The following is a 15,222-nucleotide window of genomic DNA, read 5'->3' as shown; positions in this document are numbered from 1 at the left end:
TTTACAGCCTGCATGCAGTGCATGCTTTTATATAAAATTATGAAACTGTTCTGGAAAGGCAGATAGGGGAAAAATGAAAAATATTACAGTAAAAGATATTGTGAAAGCAACAGGAGGTTTCCTGCTTTGCGGCGATGAAGATACACCGATCACAGGCCTGTGTATTGATTCCAGAAAAGCACAGCCGGGAGATTTGTTTATTCCTCTGTTGGGTAATAAAGTTGATGGACATCGTTTTATTGAATCCGCTATGGAGAAAGCGTCTGCAACTCTGACATCGGAGCATGATAATGTTGTTATTTCAGAGAAGCCGTTTATCCGTGTTGATGACACGATGAAAGCACTTCAGGCAATTGGAATGGATATCCGTGACCGGTATGATATTCCGTATATTGGAGTGACAGGAAGTGTAGGAAAGACAACGACCAGAGAGATGATTGCAGCGGCTGTCAGCACAGCAAAACGCTGTTTTCAGACAAATGGAAATGAAAATTCACAGATCGGTGTACCGATGACACTTTCCAGAATGACAGATGGATATGATGCTGCGGTGATCGAGATGGGGATCAGTGAACCTGGTCAGATGGAGATATTGTCTGAGATTGTAAAGCCATCGATCTGTGTGGTGACGATTATCGGTGTTGCACATATTGAATTTATGAAAACCCAGGAGAATATCAGAAAAGAGAAGCTGTCTATTATCAATCATATGAATAAGGACGGCCTGTTGCTGTTAAATGGAGATGATCCATTACTGCGTGAGATAAAAGCGGATATGCCATGTCGGACACTTACTTTTGGTATAGATGAAATTTGTGATTTTCAGGGATCCAATGTAAAATGTGGAGAGCAGGGCATGGAATTTGATTGTACTCATAATGGTGAGACCGTTCATGTTACCATGGATATCCTCGGAAAACATAACGTGAGAAATGCACTGGCAGGTATTGCAGTTGCATATCAGATGGGAATTCCGATAACAATTTCAGCAAAAGCCTTTGAACATTTTGAAGGACAGAGACAGAGACTCATCCATATGGAGAATCGATATACGATCCTCGATGATACCTATAATGCAAGCCCGGATTCCATGAAGGCAAGCATTGATGTGCTTTGTGATATGGACTGCGAGGGAAAAAAGATCGCAGTACTGGGAGATATGTTTGAGCTGGGAGCTGACAGTGCCAGCTATCACTATCAGATCGGAGAATACCTGCGGGACAAGAAGATCGATGAGGTTGTGGTAATCGGAAAGGAAGCTTTGGAGATTAAAAAGGCACTGGATGTCTGCGACACAAAGTATGCAAAAACATTTTCATTTATGGATAATGAAGAAGTGGCACTTTATCTGATGGCTATTATGAGACCAGAGGATGTTGTTTTGATCAAGGGATCACACGGCATGAAAATGGACGAAATTGTCAAAATTCTTACGAATTAATTATGCAAATTATACAAAACAACCATATAAACTACCAAATTTCATAAAATTTGGTAGTTTTGTTTGTCTAAAATGACTTTGATTTTCATGAAAAAAAACACTCTGTGGTACAAAACGGAGAAAAAACAGTACTTGTATTGAAAAAAAAAGGAAAATGGAGTAATATCAATCCTAGCTTGAATAAAGAATACATACATGAATTGTTACATAAGTAAAGTGATAGAAATTAGTTTTAAAACGGAGGGTGTTAATCATGGCTACTAAGAAGACTGAAGATGCAAAAAAGGTTGTTGCAAAAAAGGCAACAGTAGAAAGCGTTGTTGCTAAAGCTGAAGCTGTAAAGAAAGCTGAAGCTGCTAAAGAAGTAAAAGCAGCAGTAAAGGCTGAGCCAGTAAAGGCAGAAGTAAAAGAAGAGAAAAAGCCAGTAGCTAAAAAGCCGGCAGCAAAGAAGCCAGCAGCTAAGACAACAGAGACAGTTTTTGTTGAATATAACAATGGACAGATCAATGTTTCTGACATTGTAGCAAAAGCAAAAGAAGCACTTGGCAATAAGGCAGTTAAGGAATTGAACGTATATTACCAGCCAGAAACAGGTATGGTATACTATACAGCTGATGGAGAATCAGGTTCTTACAGTCTTTAATCTATAAATAGTTGGAAGGGCAGCGTTCTTAACATAAGGATGCTGCTTTTTCTGTATAATTAGAAAGGAAGAAGTGAAATATGAAGATTGGTTTTATTGGCTGTGGCAATATGGCAACATCGATCATAAAGGGAATTATCAGAAAGCAGATCATAGATGCAGAGAATATCATAGCATCTGCAAAGACGAAAGCGACACTTGACAGAGTTCAGAAAGAGCTTGGAGTAAAGGTATCAACCGATAATCTGGAGGTAACAGAAAACAGTGATATTCTGGTTCTGGCGGTAAAACCACAGTATTATCCGGAGGTGATCGCTCAGATAAAGGACGTAGTCCGTAAAGAGCAGATTGTGATCAGTATAGCACCGGGAAAAACATTAGACTGGTTACAGGAACAGTTTGGAGGAGCTGTGAGGCTTGTCCGGACAATGCCAAATACACCGGCACTGGTTGGTGAGGGTATGACAGGAGCATGTCGGAATGAATATGTTACCGATGAAGATTATGCAACAGTTCTTCAGATTCTTGGAAGCTTTGGTGAAGTAGAGACAATACCGGAAAATCTGATGGATGTATGTGTATCGGTCAGCGGAAGTTCTCCGGCATATATTTATATATTGATCGAAGCTATGGCAGATGGAGCAGTGGCAGATGGTATGCCAAGAGCACAGGCATATAAATTTGCAGCACAGTCCGTGCTTGGAAGTGCAAAGATGGTACTTGAAACGGGAAAACATCCGGGTGAATTAAAGGATCAGGTCTGCTCACCTGGCGGAACAACGATAGAAGCTGTTCGCGTTTTAGAAGAAAAAGGCTTCCGTTCCTCCGTGATCGAAGCAATGAAAGCCTGTGTCCGCAAAGCTCGCGGAATATAACAGCCGCTATAAAAGCCTGTGCTTGTGGTAGCTATAACTTTATTTCGCAGAACACTTGCATTTGATTCTTACGTAGCTGTCATACAAACAAATCCGCTGTGCTATATTACACTGTTATGAAGCAAACCTTGTCCGAGACCGGTACTTAAGTTGCGTCTTTTGCAGCTTTATGTACCGTTGCTCGAGGACTAGAACGGAAGTGTTTTGCGGAATAACAGGTGTGGTATAGCACAGCGGATTTATTTGTATGACAGGTAGATGTTATAAGGCGGTGTCACCGTGTTCGCCGGTACGGATACGGATGACATCGGCAACATCATAGACGAAGATCTTGCCGTCGCCGACTTTTCCGGTTGATATCTTTTCACATACCTTAAAGATGATGTTATCGGCAACATCATCCTTGACGATGGTTTCAATCTTGATCTTCGGAATCAGGTTAACCACATATTCACTTCCACGGTATGTTGTTTTATAACCCTTCTGATTACCATATCCCATAATATTTGATACAGTAGCACCGGTGGATCCGCATTCGTCCAGAATGGCTTTTACATCATCCAGTTTTTCAGAACGGACAATAATTGATAATTTCTTCATGTATAACCCTCCATTCTATACATATATAACTAAAGATATGATACCATATTCTCGGTTTCATTTCTACAAGTGGAACAGAATGGGAGATTTTGTATATTATCTGAAGAAAGAACAGGAAAACAGGGAGGAATGAGAGTAGCTGTACTTAATTTAATTAATCGAGGGTGGCAATAAGAAAATTATTTAGAAAAATTTAACCGTTTTACCAGAAATAATACTGTTTTCATATGGGTGGAATCTGTGGTATCATGTAGCAGAGTTATATCATTTAATATAGATAGCTGTTTTAGACAGGAAACAAAAGTATGGAGGATGAAAATGTCTGATTATAGAAATGATGATGAAAATAAAGAACTGACCAGTCAGACGGTGACTGATGATCATAAAACAGAAGACAAGCATGAGGACGAATACGAGAAATATTGTTATCTCTGCAGAAGACCGGAAAGTGTTGCCGGAAAGCTGATCGATATGCCGGGCAATATACATATCTGTGCAGACTGTATGCAGAAGACCTTTGATAATCTGAATCAGGGCGGATTTGGCGGAATGCAGTTCCTGGATCTCTCCAATCTTTCCAATATGGGAAATATTGACATGAGCAGACTGATGGGAATGAATGATATACCGGATAAACAGAAGGTGAAGAAGAAAGCGGCAAAGCCGAAGAAAAAAGAGCAGGAAATGACACTTGCAACGATCCCTGCACCGCATAAGATCAAAGCAATGTTAGATGAATATGTGATCGGTCAGGAATATGCCAAGAAGGTAATGTCTGTTGCAGTATATAACCATTATAAGCGTGTACTGACAGATTCCATGGATGATATCGAGATTGAGAAATCCAATATGCTGATGGTAGGGCCGACAGGCTGTGGTAAGACTTATATTGTAAAAACGATCGCAAAGCTGTTGAATGTACCGCTTGCGATCACAGATGCGACCACACTTACGGAAGCCGGTTATATCGGTGATGACGTAGAAAGCGTATTGTCAAAGCTGTTGGCAGCCGCTGATAATGATGTTGAAAAAGCAGAAAAGGGAATCGTATTTATCGATGAGATCGATAAGATCGCAAAGAAGCAGAACAGCAACAGCCGTGATGTGAGTGGAGAATCCGTTCAGCAGGGCTTGTTAAAGCTGTTGGAGGGCGCAGATGTTGAGGTTCCGGTTGGTTCCGGAAGCAAGAATGCAATGGTTCCTATGACAACGGTCAATACAAAGAATATTTTATTTATTTGTGGCGGGGCATTCCCGGCAATCGAAGATATCATTAAAGCAAGATTGAATAAACAGTCCTCGATCGGTTTCCGCGCAGATCTGAAGGACAAATACGACAAGGATCCGAATATCTTAAAGAAGGTGACCAACGAGGATCTCAGGGAATTCGGTATGATACCGGAATTTCTTGGAAGACTGCCTGTCTTATTCACATTGGATGCGTTAGATAAGGATATGTATATCAAGATCTTAAAGGAACCGAAGAATGCAATCCTGAAACAGTATAAGAAGCTGCTGGCACTGGATGAGGTAGATCTTCAGTTTGATGATTCTGCATATGAAGCGATCGCAGAAAAAGCACTTGAAAAGAATACAGGAGCAAGAGCGCTTCGGGCGATCATTGAGGAATTCATGCTGGATATCATGTATCAGATCCCAAGAGATGATAGCATTGGCAGGGTGATCATAACCGGAGATTATGTAAATGGCAAGGGCAATCCGATCATCGAGCTTCGTGGTGTAGAGCCGATGCAGATCGAAGCCTGTGCGACAAAACAATCATAATAATTGATGCAATAAGAAAAAATACTGTAATTAATAAGGTTTAAAGATTGTATACAGAAAATATACGGTCTTTAAGCCTTTATTATATTGGATCATAATTTTTAGATCGTGAGATGGTATTGCAGAGCAGAAATGGAACATTACCGGAATTTTTGAATGTGTTGTATTGCAGCGGCACCAGTATGTAAATGGTTATCTCTGGGTAAGATAAAAGAAAAATACAGATGTATTGCAGAAAGATGATCAGGGACTCTTCCGATGCTGATACCGCAGTCTTGTATCAAGGTAGTCCTTGATGGTCGCAGAATCCTGTGATACTATGAAAAAAAGCGAAAAGGAGCAGGGCATGTTTAAAAAGAGATTATTACGAACCTGTAAAAATGTAATGGCTGCAGCTATCTGCATTTCTCTTGCGGTTGGATTATCTGCCTGTGGAGAGACGCAGGGAGAGCGCAGACATCTGAATGACAAAAACGATACAACTGAAAATACAGAGAGGGCGCAGGAGTCTTTCTCCGAGGATGCGCTGAAGGAGCAGCAGGAATTTGAACAGTATCTGGATGATTATTTTAAGGATGTTGTTACGGACGACACGTTGACGTATAATTATACGATCAAGGATGGTGCGGATTACGGTCTGGAAGAACCGGAGGTCACACTGGGAGACCCGGGAATGACAGCAGAGGAGATCGGACAGGATAAGGAAGAGTTTGAAGGCTGGGTAAAGAAGCTGGATGCTATTGACCGTTCCTGCCTGACAGAGGATCAGAAGCTGACCTATGATGTGCTGGATGAGTATTTTGAAGTGTCTGCGGGAATTTTTGATAATGTATATCTGTATGAGCCGTTTTCCCCGATGCGTGGACTTCAGGCCAATATTGCAACGAATTTCACAGATTACCGATTTGATGATAAGGGAGATGTGGAACGTTATATTGAACTGCTTGGTCAGATTCCGGATTATTTTGCAGAGTATCTGGATTTTGAACAGGAAAAGTCAGAAAAAGGTTATTTTATGAGTGATGCAGTCTGCGATAAAGTCATCAGTCAGTGCAAGGATTTTGTTGCAGATAAAGAAAATCATTTTATGGTAACAACATTTAATGATAATATTGACGCACTTGATTTTCTGACGGATGAGGAAAAGGCAGAATACAAGGAGGCTAATAAGCAGGCAGTTGAGAATTCCCTGCTTCCGGCATTTGAGAATGTTGCAGCGGTGCTTTCCGGTCTGAAGGGAACCGGAACCAATGATGGTGGTATCTGCAACTATGATGGTGGCAAGGAATATTATGAATATCTGCTGAAAAATTTTGCAGGAACAGCCAAGTCGCCGGAAGAGGTAATCGATATGCTGGATACAGAGCTTCAAAAACTCATGGTATCGTTATATCAGTATTATTTGGGAAATCAGGCGGCATATGAATATTTTGCTTCCAATTATGATTCAATGTTTGCGGAAACCGATCAGATGACAGCTTCGGAAATGGTCGATAAAATGATGGAAACGGCATCAGAGCATTATCCGGATGCAGGAACGATAAACTATAAGGCAGAGGCGCTGGATAAGAACCTCGAAACGATCATGGATGATGTACTGGCTTATTATATGGCGCCGGCAATCGATGATCCGGATAATAATCTGATCCGGGTGAATGGTCTGCATACGGATGGCATGTGGACGACACTGGCACATGAGGGATATCCGGGTCATATGCTGCAAAATGCTTATTATATGTCAACGGATCCGGAGCCGGTCCGGACTTTGATGAACTTCTTAGGATATAAAGAAGGATGGGCGATGTATGCATGTTATGATTCTTTATATTACTATGAGTATGAGGAACCGGAATATGGAGACACCATTGCAGCCCTTTATCAGTTGAATGATGAGATGAGTTATCTTATGATGGGAAGAGTGGATCTGGGAATCAATTATGAGGGATGGACGTTGCAGGATACAGCCGATTATCTGACAAAGAATGGAATGGATGGCAGTGCTGCACAGGAGCTGTACACGACAATGGTCGGAGATCCGGCAGTATATCAGAGTTATTCGACCGGATATTATGAAATGAAAGAACTGCGGGATTATGCAGAAGAGAAAATGGGAGATGACTTTGACCTGAAAACATTTAACACGATTATTCTGGAAACAGGTCCATGTCAGTTTGATATACTGAAGGAACAAGTGGATAAGAAGCTGCAGGGGCCGATCATATAACAGGTGCAAAAAAAGGTATAGAAAGAAATCAGACGGAATAGACTGTATACGAAAAGCATACGATGGGAATCGAAATGGAATGTGAAAATGTAGCGTACAGGGAAGATTATGCAGACTATCTGATTGAATACAACGAAGAGCGGGAAGCTGTTTTGGATATTTACAGAGAAAACGGCTGCCTGCTCTTTATTGATGAGCGGTTTGCTGTTTTATACAGGGAGAAGCCGGAGGATTATATGCAGATCTTTTCCAGACTGGAATATACACTTTTCCCCAAATTGTATGGGCTGATGGATACCAGTAGTGTAGAAGCAGTCGGAGCTGTGAATATACAGCAGGAATCGATCCTTGGACTTACCGGAAAGGGAATTCTGATCGGAATTATCGATACCGGGATTGATATTCGGAATGATCTGTTTCTGGATGTTGCCGGAAATACAAGAATTATTGCAGCATGGGATCAGTCCGTGCCGGGACCGTCAGATCAGGAAGAAAATCCCGGATATGGAACGGTATATCAGCAGGAGGATATTAATGAAGCCATACGAAATGAAGCGGATATCCTGACAGATGCAAATGGACATGGAACCTTTCTTGCAGGGATTGCAGCAGGAAAACGGACAGCTGATTTCACGGGAGTGGCGCCGGAAGCAGAATATGTGATTGTAAAATTAAAGCAGGCAAAGAATAATCTGCGAGGATTATATGGTGTGCCGGAGGACGTAGAAGCATATCAGGAAAATGATATTATGATGGGGGTAGCATTTCTGCGGAGACAGGCAAGCAGACTTCGGAAAAATATATCGATCCTGATTGGAGTTGGTTCGAACAGTGGGAGCCATACTGGTTCTTCTGCATTAGAAGCACTGCTTTCAAATGTTGGTATCATGACCGGAGTCGCTGTGTCCGTTCCGGCAGGAAATGAGGGAATTGCGGGGCATCATTTCAGAGGCAGGATCGAAGGGGGAAGCACTTATACGGAAATGGAGATTAATGTTACGGGAAATAACAGCTTTACACTTGAAATCTGGGGAGCGGTTCCCAATACATATTCTGTGGCATTTGAGATTCCGGGTGGGGAGTTTGTAAGTCAGATTACTCCCCGCTTTGATAAAAGTGAAGTCATACGTCCGGTTTTTGGTGGTGGGATCATATATATCGACTATTTTCTTGTGGAGGATCAGTCGGGAGAAGAACTGATCATGATGCGCTTTTTTGATCCGCCAAATGGTCTGTGGCGGATCCGGGTATATGGAAGCGGTGATACCGAGAAGACCTTTCATGCATGGCTGCCGATCACGGCATTTCTTTCCCCGGATACCCGGTTTATAAGACCAACGCCTGAAACAACGCTTGTGAATCCGGCTACAGGAGTAGTTCCGATGGGAGTGGGGGCATATGATCATTATTCGGATACACTGTTTCTGGATGGAAGCAGGGGATATACGGCGGCAGATGATATCAAGCCGGATTTTGTTGCTCCGGGTGTTGATGTATATGGTCCGGGCAGAGCAGGAACATTTGTCAGGAAAACAGGTACTTCTGTTGCAGCAGCGCATTGTGCCGGGTGTGCGGCATTAATCCTGCAATGGGCAAGAGACCGGGATCTGGCACGGTTTGTAAATGGAAATCAGATCCGTAATTATTTTATTCGGGGAGCAGTTCGTCCGGGAACGGCAGGAAGTCCGTTTTCATATGTCATGAACGATACAGAGGGATATCTGTTTGCAAGGGAATATCCGAACCCGGAGTGGGGCTATGGAATCCTGAATGTGTATAATACCTTTGATTCGCTCCGGACCTGACACTGTAAATGTAACAAAAATGTAAAAGATTTATAATTTTTCGTAAAATGATTTTACAGATTTTGTGCGGTGTATTATACTATAAGACGTGTTTGTAACCAACAGGTAAAGGGCATGTATAAAATGTGCCAGAATGGATAATAATAGTCGGAGGTACATATGGATAAAAAGATTCATACGGATAACTCAGAAATATTTGAAACAGAAGATATAGATGAAGTAAGTGAGATCATAGAGACAGAAGATATAGATGAAACCGAGCCGGAAGAGACACATCAGACAGATGTTCCGGAAACGGATGAAGTTCCTGCAAAGAAACGGTTCTGGAGGAAGGATAATATACTGAAGATCATAGTTGCAGTGCTTGCTGTACTTATCATATGTGAATATACCTTCTTTGGTGTGTTCTTTCAGACAAATAAAGCAAAATATGAAAAGGCAAAGCAGGAGACGCAACAGGAAGAGAGTTCTACTGAGGAGAAGAAAGTAAATATTGTTACAGAAGAGCCTTTGCCAACTACAAATATTAATGACGATTCCGAGAATGAAGAAGAAATAGAAGTAACATCGGAATATAATACCTATGATTCACACACATCTTACTCTACGGAAGCCTCTACGACGTATGAGGTAACAACGGCAGCGGGAACCGAAGATGAACTTCCGGTTGTAACGACCGAGGAACAGAAGCCGATCGTAACCGAAGAGCCGTCAACGGAAGAAAAGACGACAGAAGAGAAGACAACCGAGGAGGAGACAACCGAAGAGAAGACGACTGAGGAAAAGACGACGGAAGAACGTACGACCGAGGAAAAGACAACCGAAGAAAAGACGACAGAAGAGCGTACAACGGAAGAGAAAACGACGGAAGAGAAGACAACGGAGGCTACGACAGAAGCTACAACGGATCCATCCACAAAAGCAGATCAACCGATCGACCTTCCATTTATTCCGGCAGAATAAGAATATAAATAAAAAGCAGTCCAGTCTGGATGGTGAAGAACAGATCACCGGAGACTGAACTGCTTTTTTAATTGGTATGCTGTTCCAGATATTCCTCTAAACAAAGATGCTTCTGGTACATTTCTGTAGCAGCTTCAACACCAACATAGCGGTAATGCCAGGGTTCATAAGAGATTTCTGTTATATCGGATTTATCTGCCGGATAACGTAGGATGAAGCCGTATTTATAACAGTTTGCCATCAGCCATTGCTGGGTGGCGGTATCTTCCTGGGAGGAATCCAGCTCCTGGTTGCCAATGGAACAGATATCAACGGTAAGGCCGAGCTGGTGTTCGCTGGTACCGGGATAGGCAACCCAGGTAGCAGCAAGGGCTGTAGCATCATCTTCGCTGTAACCCTGCTCCAGATAAGAATTCTTTTTATTTGTATAGAGCCGTTCCTGTGTTTCATTTGTACGGTAGGAAGAGCAGATCAGAGGGTCAAGACCTTCGGCTCTTGCATCGTCCATCATTTTTTGAAGCCCGTCATAAGCACGGCGGTCGATCGACTGATCGTTTCGCAGTTCGACCAGATCAACGGTCCAGTCGGCTGGCAGGGTATGAGACATATTGACCAGTGTCAGCAGCCCGTTGTTTTTTGCTTCTGTTGCGGAGGCAAGCGTTTGTAAAACGGATGCAGTATCAAAGGAAGAATAGCTGCCGGAGGATGCTTTGGTTTTCTCGGTGGAATCTTCGGAGACAGAAACCTGTTCTGTTGTGATGGGCCTGGAGTCTGACTGGGAGACCTGTTCCTGAAGTTTCATTTTTTTTGCCTTTCCTGCAAGGATTACAAGTATCAGTAACAGTATATAGATGATCCCCAGAATTATGACCTTCTTTTTCTTAATTACAGTTCCAAATATATGCAACATGATGTTGGCTCCTTTGTCTTTTGTTTATGTACAGAAGGATACGCCATAGAAGCATACAAAAATTCTCAAAAAAGCATCGTTTTTGCATATTTATCATCTTTCTTTTTTATTTTGCAATGGTATAATGGGGAAGATACATTAGAAAATGATGAGGAATAACTGTGAAGAAAATAGAACATTTAATTACGGTAGTCTATCCGGGCTCCATTGCAGAAGAGATGGAAATAGAACCGGGTGATTATCTGCTTGCAATCAACGATAAAGAAATAAAAGATGTATTTGATTATCGTTATATGATCAAAGATGAATATATAGAGGTGTTGATCCGTAAATCATATGGAGAAGAATGGCTGCTTGAGATCGAGAAGGATTATGATGATGATCTTGGGATGGAGTTTGAAAACGGTCTTATGAGCGATTATCGTTCCTGTACCAATAAATGCATGTTCTGTTTTATTGATCAGATGCCGCCGGGGATGAGAGAGACACTTTATTTTAAGGATGATGATTCCCGGTTGTCTTTTTTGCAGGGCAATTATATCACGCTTACAAATATGACAGATGAGGATGTGGATCGTATCATCAAGATGCAGCTTGCACCGATCAATATATCGGTTCAGACGACCAATCCGGAGCTTCGCTGCAAGATGTTGCATAATCGTTTTGCAGGTGACCGGCTGAAATATCTGGATCGTCTTTTTGAAGGGCATGTAGAGATGAATGGGCAGATCGTTCTCTGCAAGCGTGTAAATGACGGGGCAGAGTTGGAACGGAGTATCCGGGATCTTGGAAAGTATCTGCCATTTATGCGGAGTGTATCCGTTGTTCCTGCCGGACTTACGAAATTCCGAAAAGGTTTGTACCCATTAGAATTATTTACGAAGGAAGAAGCGGGACAGGTTATCGATCTGATCGAGAGTTATCAGAAAAAATTCTATGAAAGGTATTCGCTTCATTTTATTCATGCAAGTGATGAGTGGTATATAACGGCCGGACGGGAATTTCCGGAAGCAGAACGCTATGATGGTTATATCCAGCTTGAAAATGGCGTTGGAATGATGCGATTGTTTTTAGAGGAATTTGATGAAGCCTATCAGGAGCTGCTGGCTTCACCGGAATATCAGGAACAGAAAGAAACATTCCGCCGTACGATCTGTATGGCAACCGGAAAACTGACATATAGTACGATTGTAGACTTTGCAGCAAGGCTGATGCAGGCATATCCAAGACTTACGATCCGTGTATATTGCATCCGGAATGACTTCTTTGGAGAAACAATCACAGTATCCGGACTGATTACAGGCATTGATCTGACGACCCAGTTAAAAGAGCGGCAGGCAGCAGGAGATGATCTGGGAGAAGCGCTGCTCATTCCATCGAATATGCTGCGAATGGGAGAACAGGTATTTTTAGATGATATGACAGTTGCACAGGTAGAGAAGCAGTTGGGCTTAAAGGTGGTACCGATCGAATCCGGAGGTGCAGATTTTATACAGGCAGTCATCGATCCTTCCTATTCGATGGATCGAAACAATGAAACCGTTGGATATATTCAGGCATTTGATAATACAGAAGAGTAAAAAAGATGCTCTTTTTGGGTAATTGTAATTTCATTCTATAGTGGTACAATGTGAGCAAAAATTTTGGTACAGAAATATCAGAGAAAATGAATGGAGGATACGTATGAAACAGTTAATGCTCAAACCAACGATTTATAAGTATGACACATGTAAGAAATTTGCTGATGAATTCCATATCGAAAAAGGTGATCTGGTAATTACAAATGAATATATCTATGAACCGTTTTTTGGAAAGATGGATCTGGAATGTGATGTTATCTTTCAGGAAAAATATGGTGCAGGTGAGCCTTCAGATGATATGGCGGAGGCAATTTATAAGGATATAAAGGGTGAACATAAAAGAATTATAGCAATCGGTGGAGGAACGGTAATTGATATTTCAAAGCTGTTTGCATTAAAGTATGTATCCCCGATTCTTGATCTGTATGATGGCAAGCTTCCGATAGAAAAAGATAAAGAACTGGTACTGGTCCCAACTACCTGTGGAACCGGTTCAGAGGTAACAAATATAGCGATCCTTGCATTAAACAGCAGGGGAACGAAAAAGGGACTGGCAGTCGATGAGATGTATGGAGATTCTGCGGTCCTGATACCGGAGCTGTTAAAGGGGCTTCCGTTCCGCTTCTTTGCAACCAGTTCGATCGATGCACTTGTCCATGCAGTAGAGTCCAGTTTGTCTCCGAAAGGAAATGAATATACACGTATGTTTGGCTATAAGGCGATCGATATGATCCTTCATGGATATATGGAGATCCGTGAGAAAGGACCGGAGGCCAGAATTCCATTGTTAGACCGTTTCCTTGTAGCTTCAAACTACGCCGGAATCGCATTTGGCAATGCTGGCTGTGCGGCAGTACATGCCTTAAGCTATCCACTTGGAGCAACCTATCATGTTGCACATGGAGAATCGAACTATGCCATGTTTACCAGAGTCATGAAGAATTATATGGAGATCAGGCAGGATGGAGAAATTGCAAAATTAAATGCATTTATTGCAGATATCCTTGGCTGCGATGTTGAAAATGTCTATGAATCTCTGGAGGATCTTTTAAATATTCTGATTCCAAAGAAAGCATTGCATGAATATGGGGTAACGGAGCAGGATCTTGTCGAATTTACCGATTCCGTTATGACGAATCAGGGTCGTCTGATGGCGAATAACTTCGTGGAACTTGACCGGGACAGAGTTTACAAGATATATAAAGAACTCTTTTAATCCGGACGGAGCCTTTTCGGATATAGAAAAAAAGAAAGATGGAACATCATCTTCTTTTTATTACCCAGATCAGACATAATTCTACGGAGTTTTGCTTGTAAAATGTCGAGACGGTACAAAATTGTTCCTCAGAGGCGAAAAGCTGTCGCAACTTGCGGAGAGAAGCATATTCCAAAGCAGGTATCATAGAGATATAATGTTGTCCAAGGCAGAAGAGCAGGAGGGACATTATGAATTATGTAAAAATAATGATAGTAAAGCGCGACAAAAGAGAAGTGGAACAGCTTGTATCTATCGTGAAGTCGATTCCGGGGTATGAGATTTCGGGGATATGTGACAGTGGACAGGAAGCCGTGAAGAAGATTCTGGAACGGGAACCGGATGTTGTGATCATGGATGAGGTTTTGCCGGGCAAAGATATCCTGGAGATAACAGAAGAGATCATGCACTATAAGAATCTGAAGAATACAAGGATTCTTCTGTGTGGATCGAAAACACATAAAGAATATCTTGACTTCATCTACTATAAGATTGCAGACCGCCTTGTATTGCGAATTCTTGATGTGCCATATGATGAACGAAAGATCCGGGAGATCATTGAGGATGTTATGAAGGCTAAAAGAAATGATAATTATCAGAAATTGGTGGAAACAGGTTCGGATGGAACCATGCTGGAAGCCGTAGTGACTGATATCATACATGAGATTGGCGTTCCTGCACATATAAAAGGATATCAGTATCTTCGCAGTGCGATCCTGATGGCAGTTCACGATATGGACATCCTGAATTCAATTACAAAGCAGTTGTACCCATCGATTGCAGAGGAATATGGAACGACAGCCTCCAGAGTGGAACGTGCGATCCGTCATGCAATCGAGGTTGCCTGGGGCAGAGGCAGTATGGATACGATCAATGAATTATTTGGATATACGATCCATGCGGGAAAGGGCAAACCGACAAATTCGGAATTTATTGCATTGATTGCAGACAAAATTCGACTGGATAATCGCAGTATGCTTCAGAAAACGGAGTATTCCCTGCAAAGTATTTCTTAGAAATATGGTGCATTCCATCAGGTGACGACGAAATATGTCGAAAAATGGATAAAAATTCACTTATCAGAGGGGGTTCTGTGAACCTGGTAAGTTCTTGACATTTGTCGAAATCACAAATATACTTT

Annotated in this window: 12 protein-coding genes; 10 read left to right on the top strand and 2 right to left on the bottom strand. The window is 41.9% G+C overall.

Translation table 11 applies throughout. The features are described from left to right. Window positions 1–73: 73 nt before the first annotated feature. The 3 genes from murF (at window position 74) to proC (ending at window position 2,959) form a co-directional block, all read left to right on the top strand. On the top strand, window positions 74–1,441 hold the full coding sequence (gene murF, locus DWY07_RS00395) for a UDP-N-acetylmuramoyl-tripeptide--D-alanyl-D-alanine ligase (RefSeq protein ID WP_117821912.1): 1,368 nt from the start codon (window positions 74–76) through the stop codon (window positions 1,439–1,441). 253 nt (window positions 1,442–1,694) lie between these two features. Continuing rightward, window positions 1,695–2,084, top strand: coding sequence for a DUF6465 family protein (locus tag DWY07_RS00390; RefSeq protein ID WP_117821911.1), 390 nt, complete (start codon window positions 1,695–1,697; stop codon window positions 2,082–2,084). An 80-nt stretch (window positions 2,085–2,164) separates the two neighbouring features. After that, a complete protein-coding gene (gene proC, locus DWY07_RS00385) occupies window positions 2,165–2,959 on the top strand; it encodes a pyrroline-5-carboxylate reductase (RefSeq protein ID WP_117821910.1) in 795 nt (264 codons plus the stop codon). Window positions 2,960–3,220: 261 nt separating this feature from the next. Here the strand turns inward: proC and DWY07_RS00380 are convergent, their stop codons facing one another. After that, window positions 3,221–3,559: a P-II family nitrogen regulator gene (locus tag DWY07_RS00380; protein ID WP_008402931.1), complete on the bottom strand. Its 339-nt coding sequence runs from the start codon at window positions 3,557–3,559 to the stop codon at window positions 3,221–3,223. Window positions 3,560–3,877: 318 nt separating this feature from the next. Here DWY07_RS00380 and clpX point away from each other — a divergent pair, with 318 nt between their 5' ends. The 4 genes from clpX to DWY07_RS13115 all read left to right on the top strand — a co-directional run bounded on the left by clpX (window position 3,878) and on the right by DWY07_RS13115 (window position 10,336). Then, entirely contained in the window at window positions 3,878–5,344 is a 1,467-nt protein-coding gene (gene clpX, locus DWY07_RS00375; RefSeq protein WP_117821909.1) for an ATP-dependent Clp protease ATP-binding subunit ClpX, read from the top strand. 346 nt (window positions 5,345–5,690) lie between these two features. Then, the gene (locus DWY07_RS00370; protein WP_117822311.1) at window positions 5,691–7,568 is read left to right on the top strand and encodes a DUF885 domain-containing protein; all 1,878 of its coding nucleotides are present in this window, start codon (window positions 5,691–5,693) and stop codon (window positions 7,566–7,568) included. A 62-nt stretch (window positions 7,569–7,630) separates the two neighbouring features. Then, window positions 7,631–9,373, top strand: a complete 1,743-nt coding sequence (locus DWY07_RS00365; protein WP_226800984.1) for a S8 family peptidase — start codon at window positions 7,631–7,633, stop codon at window positions 9,371–9,373. 159 nt (window positions 9,374–9,532) lie between these two features. Then, on the top strand, window positions 9,533–10,336 hold the full coding sequence (locus DWY07_RS13115; RefSeq protein WP_179960532.1) for a hypothetical protein: 804 nt from the start codon (window positions 9,533–9,535) through the stop codon (window positions 10,334–10,336). A gap of 67 nt (window positions 10,337–10,403) precedes the next feature. Here the strand turns inward: DWY07_RS13115 and DWY07_RS00355 are convergent, their stop codons facing one another. Beyond that, entirely contained in the window at window positions 10,404–11,246 is an 843-nt protein-coding gene (locus DWY07_RS00355) for a M15 family metallopeptidase (protein WP_201815385.1), read from the bottom strand. Between the two features lie 161 nt (window positions 11,247–11,407). Here DWY07_RS00355 and DWY07_RS00350 point away from each other — a divergent pair, with 161 nt between their 5' ends. From DWY07_RS00350 to spo0A, 3 genes are all read left to right on the top strand, one after another. After that, entirely contained in the window at window positions 11,408–12,826 is a 1,419-nt protein-coding gene (locus tag DWY07_RS00350) for a DUF512 domain-containing protein (protein WP_117821908.1), read from the top strand. Window positions 12,827–12,929: 103 nt separating this feature from the next. Continuing rightward, window positions 12,930–14,042 carry a 4-hydroxybutyrate dehydrogenase gene (locus DWY07_RS00345; RefSeq protein ID WP_117821907.1) on the top strand — a complete coding sequence of 371 codons (1,113 nt, stop codon included), beginning with the start codon at window positions 12,930–12,932 and terminating at the stop codon, window positions 14,040–14,042. A gap of 230 nt (window positions 14,043–14,272) precedes the next feature. Continuing rightward, window positions 14,273–15,097, top strand: a complete 825-nt coding sequence (spo0A, locus tag DWY07_RS00340) for a sporulation transcription factor Spo0A (RefSeq protein WP_117821906.1) — start codon at window positions 14,273–14,275, stop codon at window positions 15,095–15,097. The last annotated feature ends 125 nt before the right edge of the window (window positions 15,098–15,222 follow it).

The organism is Clostridium sp. AF23-6LB (assembly GCF_003461085.1).
Classification (GTDB): Bacteria; Bacillota; Clostridia; order Lachnospirales; family Lachnospiraceae; genus Coprococcus; species Coprococcus ammoniilyticus.
This window is presented reverse-complemented; position numbering and strand designations above follow the sequence as displayed.